This is a genomic window from Pantoea dispersa, assembly GCF_019890955.1.
In the GTDB taxonomy this organism is placed as follows: domain Bacteria; phylum Pseudomonadota; class Gammaproteobacteria; order Enterobacterales; family Enterobacteriaceae; genus Pantoea; species Pantoea dispersa.
Map to the genome: position 1 here is coordinate 1,065,140 of NZ_CP082346.1, position 19,667 is coordinate 1,084,806.

Consider the following 19,667-nt stretch of genomic DNA (forward strand, 5'->3'; position numbering starts at 1 on the left):
CGGGACTCTAAGCGCATGCTTGCTCACAATAAATGAGATGTGCTGGCAGTTCACTTACGCATAAAAGAGATTTGGGGAGACATTACCTCGGATGAGCGAGCAGTTAACGGATCAGGTTCTCGTTGAGCGGGTTCAGAAAGGAGATCAAAAGTCATTTAATTTACTGGTGATCCGATACCAGCATAAAGTGGCGAGCCTGGTTTCACGTTATGTCCCGTCAGGCGATGTGCCTGATGTGGTTCAGGAATCTTTCATTAAAGCGTATCGCGCACTGGAGTCGTTCCGGGGTGATAGCGCCTTTTACACGTGGCTGTACCGCATTGCGGTCAACACCGCGAAGAATTATCTGGTGGCTCAGGGGCGCCGGCCGCCGTCCAGCGATGTGGACGCGATTGACGCGGAAAATTTCGAAAGTGCAGGTGCGCTAAAAGAAATTTCGAACCCTGAGAACTTAATGTTGTCAGACGAACTGAAACAAATTGTTTTTCGGACGATTGAGGCGTTGCCTGAAGATCTGCGTATGGCCATCACCCTGCGGGAACTGGATGGTCTGAGTTACGAAGAGATCGCCGCCATCATGGATTGTCCGGTAGGTACCGTACGTTCACGTATCTTCCGGGCCCGGGAAGCCATTGATAATAAAGTTCAACCGCTTATCCAACGTCAGTGATAACGGCTACTGGAAGGGTACCAAAACATGCAGAAAGAAAAACTTTCCGCTTTAATGGATGGTGAAACTTTAGATAACGAGCTGCTGGCGTCGTTATCGAAGGATGCAGATCTACAAAAAAGCTGGGAGAGCTACCATCTGATCCGCGACACCCTGCGGGGCGATGTGGGCGAAGTGCTGCATTTTGATATCTCCGCACGCGTTGCTGCCGCGATCGAAAACGAGCCGGTGCGCAAAGTGACTACGTTGATCCCGGAAGCACAGCCGGAGCCGTCGCGCTGGCAGAAAATGCCGTTCTGGCGTCGCGGTGGCGGCTGGGTTGCTCAGGTCACGCAGATCGGTGTGGCGGCCTGTGTGTCGCTGGCGGTGATCGTCGGTGTGCAGCACTACAACAGCTCACCAGCGGGTAGTGCGACGGAAACGTCGGATGCGCCAGCCTTTAATACCTTACCGATGATGGGTAAAGCGTCACCGGTCAGCCTGGGCGTGCCGTCTGATGCTTTTGACACCAACAGCTCAAATCAGCAGGTGCAGGAGCAGCGTCGCCGCGTGAATGCCATGCTGCAGGATTACGAACTGCAACGCCGTCTGCATGCCGATCAGGTGCAGTTTGAAAGCAATGCGCCGCAACAGGCGCAGGCTAACGTTCCCGGAACTCAGTCGTTAGGAACTCAACAGCAGTAATGAAGCAGCTTTGGTGTGCCGTTAGCCTGCTGGCAGGCAGCCTGCTTTGGTCATCTACCGCCCCGGCGCAGACATCTGCGTCCGGGGCGTTGTTACAGCAGATGGAGCAGGCCAGCCAGAACCTCAACTACGAATTCGCCTATATCAATGTCTCACGTCTGGGCATTGAATCCCTGCGTTACCGCCATGCGGTTATCGACAATCGCGTATTCGCCCAGCTATTACAGATGGACGGACCGCGCCGTGAGGTGATCCAGCGCGGCAACGACATCAGCTATTTCGAACCGGGTCTCGATCCGTTCTCGCTGCCGGGCAACCACATTATTGATGCGCTGCCGGCGCTGATGTTTGCTGACTTCTCGCGCCTCGGCGATGCCTACGATTTTATTCCGGTAGGGCGTTCCCGCATGGCCGATCAGATGTGCGAAGTGGTGCGCATCGTGTCGCGAGACGGCACGCGTTACAGCTACGTGGTGTGGCTTGACGTCGATACCAAATTGCCGCTGCGGATTGATTTGCTGGATCGCGACGGTGAGACGCTGGAGCAGTTCCGCGTCATCAGTTTTGCCGTCGATGAAGGCGTGCGCAATCTGATGCAGGGGCTGGAAAAAGCCAATCTGCCGCCGTCGCTGTCGTTACCGGCGGGCGACAAAGTGCAGCTCAGCTGGCAGCCAGGCTGGTTACCGGCCGGCATGAAGCTGATTTCGCAAAGCCGGCGTGATATTCCGGCGATGAACAAAACCGTAGAATCCCGTCTGTACAGCGATGGCCTGTTCAGTTTCGCTATTAACATCACGCCTGCCGATAAAAGCAGTTCGCCCCAGTCATTGCGCACTGGGCGTCGTACGGTGCAGACCGAAGTGCGCGATAATCGTGAAATTACCGTGGTGGGCGAATTGCCGCCGACCACCGCCAAACGTATCGCGGACAGCATAGATTCAGGTGCCACAAAATGATGAGAGAATGGGCCACTGTAGTGGCATGGAAAGAGGGCGTCGCTACTCTGCATTCGGAAGCGAAAACCTCCTGCAACAGTTGTTCAGCGCGCAAAGGCTGCGGCAGCCATGCGCTCAACCAACTGGGACCGAAAAACGCCCATGTGATGACCATCGCCAGTCCGGAGCCACTGCAGCCGGGCCAGCGCATTGAGCTGGGCATTCGCGAAAGCAGCCTGCTCGGTTCTGCACTGCTGGTGTATATGACGCCACTGTTTGGTCTGTTCCTGGTCGCGGGCCTGTTCCAGATGCTGTTCCACAGCGACCTGGCGGCGGCCTGCGGTGCGCTGCTGGGTGGCGTTGGCGGCTTTATTGTTGCCAAAGGGGTTTCCAGCCGGTTTGGCGATCGCGAAGCGTTCCAGCCGGTGATTCTCAGCGTTGCGCTCCCGCCTGATGCGCTACGGGTGGAAAACCACAGTTGATCCCCGTTCAGGCCGCGTATTGCGCGGCCTTTTCATTTCGTCTTAATCGCTGAATTCTGTTGCGATTCCCCGCAGTTCCATTCTTTAACGCGCGGCGTTAACAGTGTAATATGCGTCGTCATTAATGAGGCTGACAGGGTTCCGGGTAAAGCTCACTTGCCTGAATGTGTCTGTGCTCACGTTTTCAACTGATTTTCTACGTGAAGATATTCATATAAATGAAGCACATACGAAATTTCTCCATTATCGCTCACATTGACCACGGCAAATCAACGCTCTCTGACCGTTTGATTCAGATTTGCGGTGGCCTGAGCGATCGTGAGATGGCGGCGCAGGTTCTGGATTCGATGGATCTGGAGCGCGAGCGCGGCATCACCATTAAAGCGCAGAGCGTTACGCTCGATTACCACGCGCCAAACGGTGAAACTTACCAGCTCAATTTTATCGACACCCCAGGCCATGTTGACTTCTCTTATGAAGTTTCCCGCTCGCTGGCGGCCTGTGAAGGGGCATTGCTGGTGGTTGATGCAGGTCAGGGCGTTGAAGCGCAGACCCTGGCGAACTGCTACACCGCCATGGAAATGGATCTGGAAGTGGTACCGGTACTGAACAAGATCGACCTGCCTGCGGCCGACCCGGAGCGCGTGGCGGAAGAGATTGAAGATATCGTCGGCATCGACGCCGCGGATGCGGTGCGTTGCTCGGCGAAAACCGGCGTCGGCGTACCGGATGTGCTGGAACGTCTGGTGCGCGACATTCCGCCGCCGGAAGGCGATCCGGAAGGCCCGCTGCAGGCGCTGATCATCGACTCATGGTTTGATAACTACCTCGGTGTGGTCTCGCTGATCCGTATTAAAAACGGCACGCTGCGCAAAGGTGACAAAGTCAAAGTGATGAGTACCGGCCAGGTGTACAACGCTGACCGCCTCGGCATTTTCACGCCAAAACAAATTGACCGTACCGAGCTGAAGTGTGGCGAGGTAGGCTGGCTGGTGTGTGCCATCAAAGACATCCTCGGCGCACCGGTGGGCGATACCCTGACGCTGCAGCGCAATCCAGCGGACAAAGCGCTGCCGGGCTTCAAAAAAGTGAAGCCACAGGTGTATGCCGGTCTGTTCCCGGTAAGCTCTGACGACTACGAAGCTTTCCGTGATGCATTAGGCAAGCTGAGCCTGAACGACGCCTCACTGTTCTATGAGCCAGAGAGTTCCACCGCGCTGGGCTTTGGCTTCCGCTGTGGCTTCCTCGGCCTGCTGCACATGGAGATCATCCAGGAGCGTCTGGAGCGTGAATACGATCTCGACCTGATCACCACCGCGCCAACGGTTGTGTACGAAGTGGAAACCACTGACGGAGAAGTGGTGTACGTCGACAGCCCATCGAAGTTGCCGCCGCTGAATAATATTGCTGAACTGCGCGAACCGATCGCTGAGTGTCATATGCTGCTGCCGCAGGAGTTTCTGGGCAACGTCATTACGCTGTGTATCGAAAAACGCGGTGTGCAGACTAACATGGTTTACCACGGCAAACAGGTTGCGCTGACCTATGAGATTCCGATGGCAGAAGTGGTACTCGACTTCTTCGACCGTCTGAAATCAACGTCGCGCGGCTATGCGTCGCTGGACTATAACTTCAAACGTTTCCAGACCTCTGACATGGTGCGCGTTGACGTCCTGATTAACTCAGAACGCGTTGATGCGCTGGCGCTGATTACGCACCGTGATAACTCACAGTATCGTGGCCGCGAGCTGGTGGAGAAGATGAAAGATCTGATCCCGCGCCAGCAGTTCGATATTGCGATTCAGGCAGCAATCGGCAACCACATTATCGCTCGCTCAACAGTGAAGCAGCTGCGTAAAAACGTCCTGGCGAAATGCTATGGCGGTGACGTCAGCCGTAAGAAAAAGCTGTTGCAGAAGCAGAAAGAAGGTAAGAAGCGAATGAAGCAGGTCGGCAACGTTGAGCTGCCGCAGGAAGCATTCCTTGCCATTCTGCATGTCGGTAAAGACAGCAAATAAGGAACTTTAATGGCTAACATGTTCGCCCTGATTCTGGTGATTGCCACTCTGTTAACCGGCATCATCTGGTGTATCGATCGCTTTAAGTGGGCCCCGGCGCGCCGGGCAAAGCAGGCGGCGGCACAGGCTCAGGCAGGTAATTCGCTCGACAGCAAAACGCTGGCCAAAGTGGCCGCGCAGCCGGGCTGGGTTGAAACCGCAGCGTCAGTGTTCCCGGTTCTGGCGGTGGTACTGATCGTGCGCTCGTTTATCTTCGAACCGTTTCAGATTCCTTCTGGCTCGATGATGCCGACGCTGCTGATTGGCGACTTCATCCTGGTGGAGAAATTTGCTTACGGCATCAAAGATCCGATCACGCAAACCACGCTGATCCCGACCGGCCATCCGCAGCGCGGAGATGTCGCGGTGTTCAAATACCCGAAGGATCCGAGCGTGGATTACATCAAGCGCGTGATCGGTCTGCCGGGCGACAAAGTGGTGTTTGATCCTTACAGCAAAACCCTGACCATTAACCCAGGCTGCGGCACGGGCAAGTGTGACACGGCGCTGCCAGTGACCTATACCAACATTGAGCCGAGCGATTTCATCCAGACCTTCAGCGGCTTTGATGGTAACGAAACCGGCAACGGTTTCTACCAGGTGCCGCAGGGCGAAACGCTGCGGGGCGGCCTGCGTCTTGGCACGCGCAAAGAGACGCTGGGCAACGTCACGCACGATATCCTGCTGGTGAACGAAGCGCAGAGCCAGGCGAGCATGTATTATCAGCAGCCGGGTCAGCCGCAGGCCACGTGGATTGTGCCGCAGGGGCAATACTTCATGATGGGCGATAACCGTGATAACAGCGCCGACAGCCGCTACTGGGGCTTTGTGCCCGAGAAGAATCTGGTCGGCAAAGCGGTTGCTATCTGGATGAGCTTTGAGAAACAGGAAGGACAGTGGCCGACCGGCGTGCGACTGAGTCGCATTGGCGGTATTCACTGATTTAAAAACGGTTGGCTTCCTGCGAGTCAGGGAGCCACTGCACACCAAACAGAACGTGCTGGACCTTCAGCCCTGTTTGGTATGCAGAGTCACAGACGCACAGAACAACTGGAATCGCATGAACCCCATCCTCATTAACAAGCTGCAGCGCAAACTGGGCTACACTTTTACTCATCCGGAATTACTGCAGCAGGCTCTGACTCACCGCAGCGCCAGCAGCAAACATAACGAGCGTCTTGAATTTCTTGGCGATTCTATCCTCAGCTATGTGATTGCCAACGCGCTGTATCACCGCTTCCCGCGCGTGGACGAAGGCGACATGAGCCGCATGCGTGCCACGCTGGTACGCGGCAATACGCTGGCCGAAATGGCGCGCGAGTTTGAGCTGGGCGAATGTCTGCGTCTGGGGCCGGGCGAGCTGAAAAGCGGCGGGTTCCGCCGGGAATCCATCCTCGCGGATACCGTAGAGGCGCTGATCGGCGGCATCTTCCTCGACAGCAATATTCAGACGGTCGAGAAGCTGATTCTCGACTGGTACCAGAATCGCCTTGAGCAGATCAGCCCGGGCGATAAGCAAAAAGATCCGAAAACGCGCCTGCAGGAGTATCTGCAGGGCCGTCATCTGCCGCTGCCGTCTTATCTGGTGGTACAGGTACGTGGCGAAGCGCACGATCAGGAATTTACCATTCACTGTCAGGTGAGTGGGATGGCTGAACCGGTGGTGGGCGTGGGCTCCAGCCGCCGTAAAGCAGAGCAGGCCGCCGCCGAACAGGCGTTAATCAAGCTCGGCCTCGAATAAATTGTCATTTCGCAGCCTCAGCAGTGAGGCTGCCCAATCAGGACCCGAATGAGCGAACTCGAAACATACAGCGGCTTTATCGCGATTGTCGGCCGGCCTAACGTCGGCAAATCCACCTTACTGAACCAGCTGCTGGGGCAGAAGGTGTCGATCACCTCGCGCAAGCCGCAAACCACGCGCCACCGCATCATGGGTATTCATACCGAAGGCGCTTATCAGGCGATCTACGTGGATACACCCGGCCTGCATATGGAAGAGAAGCGGGCGATCAACCGCCTGATGAACCGTGCTGCCAGCAGCTCCATCGGTGACGTTGAGCTGGTAATTTTTGTGGTGGAAGGCACGCGCTGGACGCCTGATGATGAGATGGTGCTGAACAAGCTGCGTGACGGCAAAGTGCCGGTGGTGCTGGCGGTAAACAAAGTCGACAACATCCAGGATAAAAGCATCCTGCTGCCGCACCTGCAGTTCCTCAGCCAGCAGATGAACTTCCTCGAGATCGTGCCGATCTCCGCGGAAACCGGTAAAAACGTGGATGCCATTGCTGAGATCGCCCGCAAGCGCCTGCCGCTGTCGGATCACCACTTCCCGGAAGACTACATCACCGATCGCTCGCAGCGTTTCATGGCCTCAGAAATCATCCGTGAAAAACTGATGCGCTTCCTCGGCGCAGAGTTACCGTATTCGGTTACCGTGGAGATCGAGCAGTTCGTCTCTAACGAGCGCGGCGGCTATGACATCAACGGTTTGATTCTGGTCGAGCGTGAAGGGCAGAAGAAGATGGTGATTGGCAACAAAGGTGCCAAAATCAAAACCATCGGTATCGAAGCGCGTAAAGACATGGAAGAGATGTTCGAGGCGAAAGTTCATCTCGAGCTGTGGGTCAAAGTGAAATCGGGCTGGGCGGACGACGAACGTGCGCTGCGCAGCCTGGGTTATACAGACGACTAATTGATGGAAGGCTGGCAACGCGCCTTTGTGCTGCATAGTCGCCCTTACAGCGAAACCAGCCTGCTGCTCGACCTGTTCAGCGAAAGTCAGGGACGCGTCCGCGTCCTTGCCAAGGGCGCACGCTCGCGCCGTTCACAGCTTAAAGGCGCACTGCAACCCTTCACACCGCTCCTGGTGCGCTGGGGCGGCCGTGGCGAAGTCAAAACCCTGCGTAACGCCGAAGCGGTGTCGCTGGCGCTGCCGCTCAGCGGCATCACGCTCTACTGCGGCCTGTATGTTAACGAGCTGCTGTCGCGGGTGCTGGAGCAGGAAATTCCCTTCTCCGAACTGTTCTTCGATTATCTCTCCTGTATCCAGACGCTGGCGGCGGCCAATGGTTCGCCCGAGCCAGCGCTGCGCCGTTTTGAGCTGGCACTGCTGGGCCATCTGGGCTACGGCGTTGACTTTCTGCACTGCGCCGGCAGCGGCGAAGCGGTCGACGACAGCATGACCTACAGCTATCGCGAAGAGAAAGGCTTTATCGCCAGTCTGGTGGTCAATCAGCGCAGTTTCACCGGCCGCCAGCTGCGTGCGCTGTGGGAGCGCGAATTTCCCGATGCTGATACGCTGCGTGCCGCCAAACGCTTCACGCGCATGGCGCTGAAACCTTATCTGGGCGGTAAGCCGCTGAAGAGCCAGGAGCTGTTCCGTCAGTTTGTGCCGAAAAAACGACCGAACGTGGCAAACGACGAGCGCGGGTGATGCACCTGACAGGCTCCGCGCGTTACACTGCAAACATACTGAACACATTTAAGGATTGTCATGGCTGAGTTGCTGTTAGGGGTCAACATCGATCACATCGCCACCGTACGTAACGCGCGTGGCACAAATTATCCCGATCCGGTACAGGCCGCGTTTGTCGCGGAGCAGGCGGGCGCAGACGGCATTACCGTGCACCTGCGTGAAGATCGCCGTCACATCACCGACCGCGACGTGCGGATTCTGCGCGACACCATTCATACCCGCATGAATCTTGAGATGGCGGTCACCGACGAAATGGTGGGCATCGCCTGCGACATCAAACCGCATTTTGTCTGCCTGGTGCCGGAAAAGCGTCAGGAAGTGACCACCGAAGGCGGCCTTGATGTGGCCGGTCAGCAGGATAAAGTCAACGCGGCAGTCAAACAGCTGAGCGAGGCGGGCATTCTGGTGTCGCTGTTTATCGATGCCGATCAGCGCCAGATTGAAGCGGCGGTCGCCAGCGGTGCGCCTTACATTGAAATCCATACTGGCGCCTATGCTGAAGCAGCGGAAGGACTGGCACGCGATGCCGAACTGGCGCGTATCGCCAGCGCTGCGACCTTTGCCGCCAGCCGCGGCCTGAAGGTCAATGCTGGCCACGGTCTGACGTATCACAACGTCCAGCCGATTGCTGCGCTGCCGGAAATGCATGAGCTGAACATTGGTCACGCGATTATCGGTCGTGCGCTGTTCAGCGGTCTTGCTGCGGCGGTCAGCGACATGAAGGCGCTGATGCGGGAAGCGCGCCGCTAATGGCCATTCTGGGGCTGGGCAGCGATATCGTCGAGATCGAGCGTATCGCCGGCGTACTTGAACGCTCCGGCGATCGTCTGGCGCGCCGCGTGCTGAGCGAAGCTGAGTGGCAGCAGTATCAGGCGCATCAGCAGCCGGTGCGCTTCCTCGCCAAACGTTTTGCGGTGAAAGAGGCGGCGGCAAAAGCCTTCGGCACCGGCATTCGCGGCGGCTTAGCGTTTAATCAGTTTGAAGTGTACAACGATGCGCTGGGGAAGCCTGGCCTGCGTTTCTTTGAACAGGCCAAAGTGATTGCCAGCCAGCTGGGCGTGCAGCATGTGCACGTCACGCTGGCCGACGAGCGTCACTACGCCTGCGCCACGGTGATTATCGAAGATTAAGCGTGCAGCAGCACAAATTTCTCCCACAGCGCGTCGCGACTTTCCACGTGCTGTGGGTCTGAAAGAATAGTGTTATCAATCGGGCAGACGCTCTGACAGGTCGGCTCATCATAATGACCCACGCACTCAGTGCAGCGGTCAGCGTCGATCTGATAGATCGATTCACCCATGCTGATCGCCTGGTTCGGGCACTCAGGCTCGCACATGTCGCAGTTAATGCATTTGGTGGTGATCAGTAAGGCCATCAGGTGAGTCCGTTAACAACAATAAAAGCGCGGTTATTATACTCACCTCAGCTCATCAGACCAGCTTTTTCACCAGCTCCTCGCTGTGACGAATATGGCTGGAGGCGCGTTCCGGATCGTTTTGCACCAGCGCCATAAACAGCAGATCGGTCAGCGCCAGCTGGGCGCTGGTGGAGGAGATGGCCGCACTGCGCGTGCTCTGCTCCTCGGCGACGGTGTACAGGCAGACCGTCGCGCACTGCTGCAGCGAATTCGGGGTAAAGCCGGTGAACGCCAGCACATCGGCGCCAATCGCCGCCGCTTCCTGCGCCGCGAGGTTGATCTCGCGACGTTCGCCGGTGTAGGAGATTGCCAGCAGCACATCGCCGGGTGCCATCGCCTGAACGCTGGCCAGCAGCGCGTGCATGTCCTGCTCGGCGACGGCGTTGATGCCAATCTTCATCAGCTTCCACGAAAAATCTTTCGCCACCAGCCCGGAAGCGCCAATGCCGACCAGCAAAATGCGGTTGGCGTTTTTCAGCAGCTGCAGCGTTTCCGTGAGTTTCTCTTCGCTGTTGATATCCAGCGTGGCGCGAATCGCCGAAATTTTTTCCGTCAGCAGCTTTTCGCCGACAACTTTAAGCGGATCGTCACTCAGAATGTGGTTGTGCACGGTGATGGCATCGCGGTCGGCCAGCGACTCACTCAGCGCCAGCTTCAGCGCCGGAAAGCCTTTGTAACCCAGTTTCTGGGCGAACTTCACCACGCTCGACTGGCTGACGCCTGACTCTTCCGCCAGTTTTTGTGAACTCAGATGCCGTGCCCGATCAGGCTGCGACAGCAAAAAATCCGCCAGCCGACGCTCGTTCAGCGCCAGGCGTGGGTAGAGCTGGCGAATTCGCAGCAATGAACTCATGTCCGATCCTTAATCCATAGTCCCGCACACAGCTTAGCCGCTCGCGGAAGGAAATGTCTGGCCAGGAATGTCAGATGACATCGCGCCGACGCAGAGAATAAACTATTCAAATGGCATTGTAGCCACTGGAATTAAAAATGACAGCTTTCGCCCCGGCGCGCGATGCTGGCTACACTGTAGAGCAGGTATCGCCGCGTTTAGAAAAAGGAGTCGGGTTTGACAAAGGGTTCGCATCGCCGCGTGGTATTTTTTGACCTGGACGGCACGCTGCATCAGCAGGACATGTTTGGCACATTTATGCGTTATCTGCTGCGCCGCCAGCCGCTCAATCTGGTGCTGGTGGTGCCGCTGCTGCCGGTCATCGGCATAGGTATGCTGATAAAGGGCCGCGCCGCGCGCTGGCCGATGAGCCTGCTGCTGTGGGCTATCACCTTTGGCCATCGTGAGGCCACGCTGCGCCAGCGTGAGGCCGAATTTGCCCGCTGGTTTCGCGAGCGCGTTACCGCGTTTCCGGTGGTGCAGCAGCGGCTGACTGACTACCTCAGCAGTGAAGACGCCGATGTCTGGCTGATTACCGGCTCGCCGCAGTCGCTGGTGGAGCAGGTCTATTTTGATTCCGCGTTTCTGCCGCGCGTAAAACTGATCGCCAGCCAGATGAAGCCGGGCCGTGGCGGCCGGGTATTAGCCATGCGCTGTCTCGGCCATGAAAAAGTGGCGCAGCTCGAGGAAAAAATCGGTACACCGCTGCAGCTGTACAGCGGCTACAGCGACAGCAAGCAGGATAACCCGCTGCTGTTTTTCTGCCAGCATCGCTGGCGCGTGACGCCGCGCGGTGAACTGCAACAGCTGGAGTGAATCGCAGCTGGATTCCGTCTATAATGCGCCGCCTTGTTAAACCGCAGGAGTTGCCCGTTGAACCCACAAACTGATGAATACTGGATGCGCCACGCGCTTGAACTGGCGCGGCGTGCGTGGGAGCAGGGCGAAGTGCCGGTCGGTGCGGTACTGGTGCAGGGTGACAGAGTGATTGGCGAGGGCTGGAACCGGCCGATTAGCCAGTGCGATCCCACCGCGCATGCCGAGATTATGGCGCTGCGTCAGGGCGGAAAAGTGATTGATAACTACCGGCTGCTCGACACCACCTTATACGTAACGCTGGAGCCGTGCGTGATGTGTGCCGGTGCCATGGTGCACAGCCGGATTACCCGTCTGGTCTATGGCGCGAAGGATGAGAAAACCGGTGCCGCCGGTTCGCTGCTGGATGTGATCGGCCATCCGGGCATGAATCATCAGATCGAGATTGCGCATGGCGTGCTGGCCGAGGAGTGCGCCACGCTGCTGAGCGACTTTTTCCGCATGCGGCGCGAACAGAAACGTGCGCAGCGACAGGCGCTGCGCGCCGATTAGTTCATCGCAATCTTCGGTTCGACAGCCGGATAACCGGCACCGAGTTCCGCTTCCAGCGCCGACTGCTGCGCCAGCCGTTTCTCCTGCTCCTGCAGATAGCCTACCAGGCTGATCTGATACTTACGGATGTTCTCAACGTAGTTATAAGCTTCGTGGCCGCGCGCATAGCCGTAAGTGGTCTGCGCGTAATAGCGCTTCTGGCTCAGCATCGGCAGGCGCAGCTTAACGTCGGCCCAGCTGTCCGGATTGCCACCCTGTTTGAGGGTCAGCCGGCGTGCATCCAGCATATGTGCGTAGCCCATGTTATAGGCCGCCAGCGCAAACCAGATGCGTTCATCTTCCGGAATGGTCTCCGGCACTTTTTCCATCATGCGCCGCAGGTATTCGCTGCCGCCGCGAATGCTCTGTTCCGGATCGAGACGATCGTTCACATCGAGGCTGTCAGCGGTATTGCGCGTCAGCATCATCATGCCGCGGACGCCGGTGGGCGAGGTCGCCTGCGGATTCCAGTGCGACTCCTGATAGGAAATCGCCGCCAGCAGGCGCCAGTCGATACTGGACGCGTACTTCTCAAACAGCGGCTTGATATCCGGCAGCGTGTTATCAATTGCGCGCAGGAAGGTGCGGGTATCGACATAATCAAAGGTGCCGACGTGGCCGAGATACTTCTCTTCCAGCCGCGCCATGGTGCCTTCTTCCCCCATCTGACTGTAGAAGTCGAGCATGGCGGCGTTCAGGCTATCGTCATCGTTACGCGGCAGATACCAGGTCACCGGCTCTTCATCGGTAATATCAAACGCCACCGCCAGCTGTGGATGGATACGCTGCAGCAGGCCGATGGTCACCGAATCTCCCACGGTATAGTCGAGCTTGCCGTCGGCAACCGCTTCCAGCAGCGCTTTCTGGCCCATATCGGTGGAAATGGCCCAGTCGAGATCGGGATAGCTGTCCGCTTTGGCGGAACGTAACGTTGACAGATAGGCCGAACCGGACTGCACAATCAGCCGGCCTTTCAGATCACCAAGGTTTTTGGGCCGCGGCTTGTCGATGCGATACACCAACTGCTGCGACACGGAATAGTAGCTCGGGCCACTCTGATAACGGCTGAGGCGCTCGCTGTTGTAGATCAGCCCGGCGGCCAGCAGGTCGGCTTTGCCGTCGTCGAGATCGTCAAACAGGTCGCCGAGGTTGGGCCGCACCGTGACTTCCAGCTTCACGCCAAGATAATCGGCGAAACGCTTCGCCAGCTCGTAGTCCATACCGGCTGGTGCATTATTGATGGTGTAGTAAGTCAGCGGCGAGTTGACGGTACTGATGCGCAACACTCCCCGCGATTTGATCTGTGATAACGCGTCTTTTCCGCCCCCGTACCAGGGGATGGACGGCCACAGCGCCAGCGCAAGCAGCACGGTGATCAGACCGATAAACAGATAATTTAATTTCAGGCGTTTCAAATAGTTGTCTCGTAATGGCTCACAGGCCTCTGTCTTTTAAAGGCAGTATTTATGTTGTTTTGCACTCCCAGAGCGAGGGGCATTTTGCGCAACAAAGCGCAACAGGGCAACTTATATAGCAAGATTTGCGCAAAATTCAGGCAAATCCTGAGGCTCAGTTTTTCTGCGCAAACGGTTTCGTAACCCGTGCCATTTCTCTATAATACCGCCCGTTTTCCCTGTTGCGCCCCATGAAGCGTCGCCCGGCGCTTCGAAGACGAGAGATCTTTAATGATGGAAATTCTGCGTGGTTCGCCCGCTCTGTCGGCATTTCGTGTAAACAAACTGCTGACCCGCTTTCAGGACGCTCATCTGCCGGTGAGTGATATTTACGCCGAGTACGTCCATTTCGCCGATGTCAGCGCACCGCTCAGCGCGGAACAGCAAGCCCGCCTGCAGCGTCTGCTGAAATACGGTCCTTCTCTCGCCGAACATGCGCCACAAGGGCGTCTGTTGCTGGTGACGCCGCGTCCCGGCACCATTTCTCCCTGGTCATCGAAAGCCACCGATATCGCCCACAACTGCGACCTGCCACAGGTATTGCGCCTGGAGCGCGGTCTGGCCTTCTATGTACAGGCGCCGCAGCTGACTGACGCGCAGTGGCAGCAGCTGGCCAGCCTGCTGCACGACCGCATGATGGAAACCGTGTTCACGGAGCTCAGCGCGGCAGAACAGCTGTTCGCGCATCATGAGCCGCAGCCGCTGAAAAGCGTAGACGTGCTGGGCGGAGGGCGCGAGGCGCTGGAGCAGGCTAACCGCACGCTCGGCCTGGCGCTGGCCGATGACGAAATTGATTACCTGCTCGATGCCTTCACCAGACTGGGCCGCAATCCGAACGACATCGAGCTCTATATGTTCGCTCAGGCGAACTCTGAGCACTGTCGTCACAAGATTTTTAACGCCGACTGGATTATCGACGGCGAAAAACAGCCGAAATCGCTGTTTAAAATGATTAAAAACACCTTTGAGCAGCATCCGGAACACGTCCTGTCGGCATATAAAGACAATGCCGCGGTGATGGAAGGCTCTGAGGTCGGGCGTTTCTACGCGGATGCGCAGCAGGGCGAATACGAGTTCCATCAGGAAGCCGCGCATATCCTGATGAAGGTGGAAACCCACAACCACCCGACGGCCATTTCGCCATGGCCAGGTGCCGCCACCGGTTCCGGCGGGGAAATCCGTGACGAAGGTGCCACCGGACGTGGCGCGAAGCCGAAAGCGGGTCTGGTCGGCTTCTCGGTTTCCAACCTGCGTATTCCCGGCTTTGAACAGCCGTGGGAAGAGGATTTCGGCAAGCCGGATCGCATTGTTACCGCGCTGGATATCATGACCGAAGGCCCGTTAGGCGGCGCCGCGTTTAACAACGAATTTGGTCGCCCGGCGCTGAACGGCTATTTCCGTACTTATGAAGAGCAGGTCAACAGCCACAACGGCGTTGAACTGCGCGGCTATCACAAGCCGATCATGCTGGCCGGCGGCATTGGTAACATCCGCGCCGATCACGTGCAGAAGGGTGAAATCGTGGTTGGCGCGAAGCTGATTGTGCTGGGTGGTCCGGCGATGAATATCGGCCTTGGCGGTGGCGCGGCGTCCTCTATGGCGTCCGGCCAGTCGGATGCCGATCTCGACTTCGCCTCGGTGCAACGTGACAACCCGGAGATGGAGCGTCGCTGTCAGGAAGTGATTGACCGCTGCTGGCAGCTGGGCGAAGCCAACCCGATTCTGTTTATTCACGACGTTGGTGCCGGTGGCCTGTCTAACGCCATGCCGGAGCTGGTGAGCGACGGTGGCCGCGGCGGCAACTTCAACCTGCGCGACATCCTCAGCGATGAACCAGGCATGAGCCCGCTGGAAGTGTGGTGTAACGAGTCGCAGGAGCGTTATGTGCTGGCGGTTGCGCCGGACAAACTGGCGCTGTTCGACGAGTTGTGCCAGCGCGAACGTGCGCCGTATGCGGTGATTGGTGAAGCGACCGAAGAGCAGCACCTGAACCTTGCCGACAGCCATTTCGAAAACAAACCGATCGACATGCCGCTCGACGTGCTGCTGGGTAAAACGCCAAAAATGACGCGCGACGTGACCAGCCAGCAGGCGAAAGGTGATGCGCTGGTGCGGGACGGCATTACCATTGCCGATGCGGTAAACCGCGTGCTGCACCTGCCAACCGTGGCGGAAAAAACCTTCCTGGTGACAATCGGTGACCGCAGCGTAACCGGCATGGTGGCGCGCGATCAGATGGTCGGGCCGTGGCAGATCCCGGTGGCGAACTGCGCCGTGACCACCGCCAGCCTTGACAGCTACCACGGTGAAGCGTTTGCCATGGGCGAACGTGCGCCGGTAGCGCTGCTTGATTTCGCTGCGTCCGGCCGCCTGGCGGTGGGCGAAGCGCTGACCAACCTGGCCGCGACCGCGATCGGTTCACTGAAGCGCGTGAAGCTGTCGGCAAACTGGATGGCTGCAGCCGGTCACCCGGGCGAAGACGCTGGCCTGTACGCCGCGGTAAAAGCGGTGGGCGAAGAGCTGTGCCCGGCGCTGGGGATCACCATTCCGGTGGGTAAAGACTCCATGTCGATGAAAACCCGCTGGCAGCAGGGCACTGAACAGCGCGAAATGACTTCGCCGCTGTCGCTGGTCATTACGGCTTTTGCACGCGTTGAAGATGTGCGTCGCACCGTAACGCCACAGCTGCAGCCGGAAGGCGACAACCTACTGCTGCTGGTGGATCTCGGCAACGGTGCTAACACCCTCGGCGCCACGGCGCTGTCACAGGTGTATCGCCAGCTGGGCGACAAACCGGCCGACGTGCGCGATGCCGCGCAGCTGGCTGGCTTCTTCAATGCAATTCAGACGCTGGTCAGCGAGCAGAAACTGCTGGCTTACCACGACCGCTCGGATGGCGGTCTGCTGGTCACGCTGGCTGAGATGGCCTTCACCGGCCACTGCGGTATTGAGGCGGATATCGCCGCGCTGGGCAGCGATGCGCTGGCAGCACTGTTTACGGAAGAGCTGGGCGCCGTACTGCAGATTAACGCTGCCGACCGCGCGGCCGTGGAAAAAGTGTTTGCCGATCACGGCCTGAGCAGCAATGTTCACGTCATCGGTAAAGCGCTGCCGGGCGACCGTTTTGTTATCCGCTCCGGCGACAGCGCGGTGTACAGCGAAAGCCGTACCACCCTGCGTACCTGGTGGGCTGAAACCACCTGGCAGATGCAGCGCCTGCGCGATAACCCGGCCTGTGCCGATCAGGAACATGAAGCGAAGAAAGACGATAACGATCCTGGCCTGAACGTGCAGCTGACCTTCCGTCCGGAAGAGGATGTGGCGGCACCGATGATCGCCACCGGCGCGCGTCCGCGCGTTGCCGTGCTGCGCGAGCAGGGCGTGAACTCGCACGTTGAGATGGCCGCTGCCTTCCACCGCGCAGGCTTCACCGCGGTTGACGTGCACATGAGCGATCTGCTGGCGGGCCGTCGTGGTCTGGAGGAGTTCCACGCGCTGGTCGCCTGTGGCGGCTTCTCCTACGGCGACGTGCTGGGTGCGGGCGAAGGCTGGGCGAAATCGATTCTGTTCAACAGCCGCGTGCGTGACGAGTTTGAAAACTTCTTCCATCGTCCGCAGACGCTGGCGCTGGGCGTGTGTAACGGCTGCCAGATGATGTCGAATCTGCGTGAACTGATTCCGGGCAGCGAGCTGTGGCCACGCTTTGTGCGTAACCAGTCCGAGCGCTTTGAAGCACGCTTCAGCCTGGTGGAAGTGGCCGCCAGCCCGTCACTGCTGCTGGACGGCATGGTCGGTTCACGCATGCCGATTGCCGTCTCGCACGGTGAAGGTTTTGTTGAAGTACGTGACGGTGCGCATCTGGCTGAGCTGGAAGCGAAAGGGCTGGTGGCGCTGCGCTTCGTCGATAACTTCGGTAAAGTCACCGAGACCTATCCGGCGAACCCGAACGGCTCACCGAACGGCATCACCGCCGTGACCAACGAAAGCGGGCGCGTCACTATCATGATGCCGCATCCGGAGCGCGTGTTCCGCACCGTCAGCAATTCGTGGCATCCGGCGGAGTGGGGCGAAGACAGCCCGTGGATGCGCATTTTCCGCAACGCGCGCAAGCAGCTGGGTTAAACCTGAATCCTGTCTCTTACCGGTGCTCATTCACGGGCACCGTGCCAAGGCCGCTCAACGCGGCCTTTTTTATTTTTTGTCGCGTGGGCACCGCTGTCGATCCGCTGTGATTCCCTGACCTCTGTGGCATGTCGGAAAATGACGACAATCCCATGACTGAATTGTCGCTAAAAGGTGACATTTAAATCGTTGTTTTTTATAGGCGCAAAGTTAGCGCGTTAAAGCCGTTGCTAATCGGCGACACTTTTTCCAGACCAGCCGGTCCGAAAGCGTCGTTAATTCCCTCTCTGAGCTGGCAGTATGCTGATTAACAAGGCTATTTATTTTCTGGCACGATAGTTGCTATACTCATTACGTTGCTCATTCTCCTGTCTATGATTGCCCCGCACTGCGGTTGAGCTCATAAAATATCGAATGACGCACCAAACGGAGCCTGCCGTCCACCCAACCGATAATCGCTTGCTTTGCAACGTTATCAAGCACCGGACGCAACGTTGAGTTAGGCTCCACCTATTTTGCAGGCGATGCTGCGGCGTCGCTCTCACGGCAGGCCAAAAGGCCTGCCGTTTTCGTTTTCAGCCTTTCTAACCTTGCCGGACTTCGCTAGCATGCCTGCAACTCACCTTAAAGGAAGCGCGGTTGTGAAGAGATGGCGTCTGTTTCCCCGATCCCTGCGGCAACTGGTTTTAATGGCCTTTCTGCTGGTGCTGCTGCCGCTGCTGGTGCTGGCATGGCAGGCGTGGGAAAGCCTTTCAGCATTGAGTAATCAGGCGGCGGACACTAACCGCAACACCTTCACCGACGTGCGTCGCAGCGAGGCGATGGCGCGTACGGCGCTGGAGCTGGAGCGTAGCTATCGCCAGTATTGTGTGCTGGGCGATGCCAGTCTGGCACGCCTGTATCAAACGCAGTGGAGCCGCTACGGCCAGATGCTCAGCAGCCATGCCGCCAGCCTGCCCGATTTGCCAACGTTCAAAATATTGCAGAGCGCGCTGCCGCAGCTGGAAAAGCTGCAGTGTGATAACGGCAATCTGCTGGCACCGGCGGCGAGCGCGCTGGAGGCATTCTCCGCCGCCAACACCCGCATGGTGCAGGCCACGCGTGAAGTGGTGTTTTCACGCGGCCTGCAGCTACAGCGCGAAATTGCCGATCGCGGCCAGTTTTTTGGCTGGCAGGCGCTGATACTGTTTTTAATCAGTCTGGTGCTGGTACTGCTGTTCACCGGCATGATTATCGGCCCGGTTAAGCGCGTCGAACGCATGATTAACCGGCTGGGCGAGGGCAAAACGCTGGGCAATAGCGTCAGTTTTCGCGGGCCACGCGAAATTCGCTCGCTGGGACAGCGCATAGTCTGGCTCAGCGAACGTCTTAGCTGGCTGGAAGCACAGCGGCATGAGTTTCTGCGCCACCTGTCGCACGAACTCAAAACGCCGCTGGCCAGCCTGCGCGAAGGCACCGAACTGCTGGCCGATCAGGTTGCCGGCCCGCTCAATGCAGAGCAGCAGGAAGTTGTCGCCATTCTCGACACCAGCAGCCGTCATCTGCAGCGGCTGATTGAACAGCTGCTCGACTACAATCGCCGGCTGGCGGACAGCCCGCTGCGGCTGGAACCGGTGGCGATTGACGCTATCATTGATAGCGTCGTCAGGGTGCACTCACTGCCCGCCAGCGCGCGCCAGATGCATACGCATATCGATCTGCAGGCCCGCTATTGTCTGGCGGAACCGACGCTGTTGCAGCGGGTGATTGATAACCTCTACTCGAACGCCGTGAACTACGGTAGCGAATCCGGTAACATCTGGCTGCAGAGCCAGCAGAAGGGCAACCAGGTGTGGATTGAGGTGGCCAACACCGGCACGCCGATTCCGGCTGAAGAGCAGGCGATGATCTTTGAGCCCTTTTATCAGGGGAGCCAGCAGCGCAAAGGGCCGGTGAAAGGCAGCGGGCTGGGATTAAGCATCGCCAAAGATTGCCTGCGCAGGATGCAGGGTGATTTGCAGTTGGTCACGCGCACGGACGCGGACGTCTGTTTTCGTATCATTTTGACTACCAGCGCCGGGAATGCCTGATTA

General features: G+C 58.1%; 18 protein-coding genes. 15 read left to right on the forward strand and 3 right to left on the reverse strand.

Features of this window, described 5'->3' with window-relative positions:
• Positions 1 to 91: 91 nt before the first annotated feature.
• The 11 genes from rpoE (at position 92) to acpS (ending at position 9,433) form a co-directional block, all read left to right on the forward strand.
• On the forward strand, positions 92 to 670 hold the full coding sequence (gene rpoE / locus K7H94_RS04875) for an RNA polymerase sigma factor RpoE (protein WP_010617748.1): 579 nt from the start codon (positions 92 to 94) through the stop codon (positions 668 to 670).
• 27 nt (positions 671 to 697) lie between these two features.
• Positions 698 to 1,354: an anti-sigma-E factor RseA gene (gene rseA, locus K7H94_RS04880; RefSeq protein ID WP_127834454.1), complete on the forward strand. Its 657-nt coding sequence runs from the start codon at positions 698 to 700 to the stop codon at positions 1,352 to 1,354.
• Entirely contained in the window at positions 1,354 to 2,310 is a 957-nt protein-coding gene (gene rseB / locus K7H94_RS04885) for a sigma-E factor regulatory protein RseB (RefSeq protein WP_031279374.1), read from the forward strand. Before rseA ends, rseB begins: the two co-directional genes overlap by 1 nt.
• A complete protein-coding gene (gene rseC / locus K7H94_RS04890; RefSeq protein ID WP_021506520.1) occupies positions 2,307 to 2,771 on the forward strand; it encodes a SoxR-reducing system protein RseC in 465 nt (154 codons plus the stop codon). The genes rseB and rseC overlap by 4 nt, the downstream gene beginning before the upstream one ends.
• Before the next feature lie 218 nt (positions 2,772 to 2,989).
• On the forward strand, positions 2,990 to 4,789 hold the full coding sequence (lepA, locus tag K7H94_RS04895) for a translation elongation factor 4 (protein ID WP_031279376.1): 1,800 nt from the start codon (positions 2,990 to 2,992) through the stop codon (positions 4,787 to 4,789).
• A gap of 9 nt (positions 4,790 to 4,798) precedes the next feature.
• Positions 4,799 to 5,770 carry a signal peptidase I gene (gene lepB / locus K7H94_RS04900; protein ID WP_021506522.1) on the forward strand — a complete coding sequence of 324 codons (972 nt, stop codon included), beginning with the start codon at positions 4,799 to 4,801 and terminating at the stop codon, positions 5,768 to 5,770.
• A 118-nt stretch (positions 5,771 to 5,888) separates the two neighbouring features.
• The gene (rnc, locus tag K7H94_RS04905; protein ID WP_021506523.1) at positions 5,889 to 6,569 is read left to right on the forward strand and encodes a ribonuclease III; all 681 of its coding nucleotides are present in this window, start codon (positions 5,889 to 5,891) and stop codon (positions 6,567 to 6,569) included.
• Between the two features lie 48 nt (positions 6,570 to 6,617).
• Complete coding sequence (gene era, locus K7H94_RS04910) at positions 6,618 to 7,520, forward strand: GTPase Era (protein WP_058758278.1); 903 nt, start codon at positions 6,618 to 6,620, stop codon at positions 7,518 to 7,520.
• A gap of 3 nt (positions 7,521 to 7,523) precedes the next feature.
• Positions 7,524 to 8,261 (forward strand): DNA repair protein RecO, encoded by a 738-nt coding sequence (gene recO, locus K7H94_RS04915; protein ID WP_058775641.1) that lies wholly within the window; start codon positions 7,524 to 7,526, stop codon positions 8,259 to 8,261.
• 60 nt (positions 8,262 to 8,321) lie between these two features.
• Complete coding sequence (gene pdxJ, locus K7H94_RS04920; RefSeq protein WP_021506526.1) at positions 8,322 to 9,053, forward strand: pyridoxine 5'-phosphate synthase; 732 nt, start codon at positions 8,322 to 8,324, stop codon at positions 9,051 to 9,053.
• Positions 9,053 to 9,433 (forward strand): holo-ACP synthase, encoded by a 381-nt coding sequence (gene acpS, locus K7H94_RS04925; protein ID WP_222951737.1) that lies wholly within the window; start codon positions 9,053 to 9,055, stop codon positions 9,431 to 9,433. The genes pdxJ and acpS overlap by 1 nt, the downstream gene beginning before the upstream one ends.
• Here the strand turns inward: acpS and K7H94_RS04930 are convergent.
• Together K7H94_RS04930 and K7H94_RS04935 are read right to left on the reverse strand one after the other, a co-directional pair.
• Complete coding sequence (locus K7H94_RS04930) at positions 9,430 to 9,678, reverse strand: YfhL family 4Fe-4S dicluster ferredoxin (protein WP_058775643.1); 249 nt, start codon at positions 9,676 to 9,678, stop codon at positions 9,430 to 9,432. The two genes, acpS and K7H94_RS04930, sit on opposite strands and share 4 nt — an antisense overlap.
• 55 nt (positions 9,679 to 9,733) lie before the next feature.
• On the reverse strand, positions 9,734 to 10,573 hold the full coding sequence (locus K7H94_RS04935; RefSeq protein ID WP_021506531.1) for a MurR/RpiR family transcriptional regulator: 840 nt from the start codon (positions 10,571 to 10,573) through the stop codon (positions 9,734 to 9,736).
• Positions 10,574 to 10,789: 216 nt separating this feature from the next.
• Here K7H94_RS04935 and yfhb point away from each other — a divergent pair, with 216 nt between their 5' ends.
• Together yfhb and tadA are read left to right on the forward strand one after the other, a co-directional pair.
• On the forward strand, positions 10,790 to 11,428 hold the full coding sequence (gene yfhb, locus K7H94_RS04940) for a phosphatidylglycerophosphatase C (RefSeq protein ID WP_059009946.1): 639 nt from the start codon (positions 10,790 to 10,792) through the stop codon (positions 11,426 to 11,428).
• 57 nt (positions 11,429 to 11,485) lie between these two features.
• A complete protein-coding gene (gene tadA / locus K7H94_RS04945; protein ID WP_071813580.1) occupies positions 11,486 to 11,980 on the forward strand; it encodes a tRNA adenosine(34) deaminase TadA in 495 nt (164 codons plus the stop codon).
• Here the strand turns inward: tadA and mltF are convergent.
• Positions 11,977 to 13,434, reverse strand: a complete 1,458-nt coding sequence (mltF, locus tag K7H94_RS04950; RefSeq protein WP_021506534.1) for a membrane-bound lytic murein transglycosylase MltF — start codon at positions 13,432 to 13,434, stop codon at positions 11,977 to 11,979. The two genes, tadA and mltF, sit on opposite strands and share 4 nt — an antisense overlap.
• Positions 13,435 to 13,704: 270 nt before the next feature.
• On the opposite strand from mltF, the gene purL reads away from it, so the two are divergent.
• Positions 13,705 to 17,595, forward strand: a complete 3,891-nt coding sequence (gene purL, locus K7H94_RS04955; RefSeq protein ID WP_222951738.1) for a phosphoribosylformylglycinamidine synthase — start codon at positions 13,705 to 13,707, stop codon at positions 17,593 to 17,595.
• Positions 17,596 to 18,236: 641 nt separating this feature from the next.
• Positions 18,237 to 19,664 carry a sensor histidine kinase gene (locus K7H94_RS04960; protein ID WP_215480607.1) on the forward strand — a complete coding sequence of 476 codons (1,428 nt, stop codon included), beginning with the start codon at positions 18,237 to 18,239 and terminating at the stop codon, positions 19,662 to 19,664.
• Positions 19,665 to 19,667: the final 3 nt, after the last annotated feature.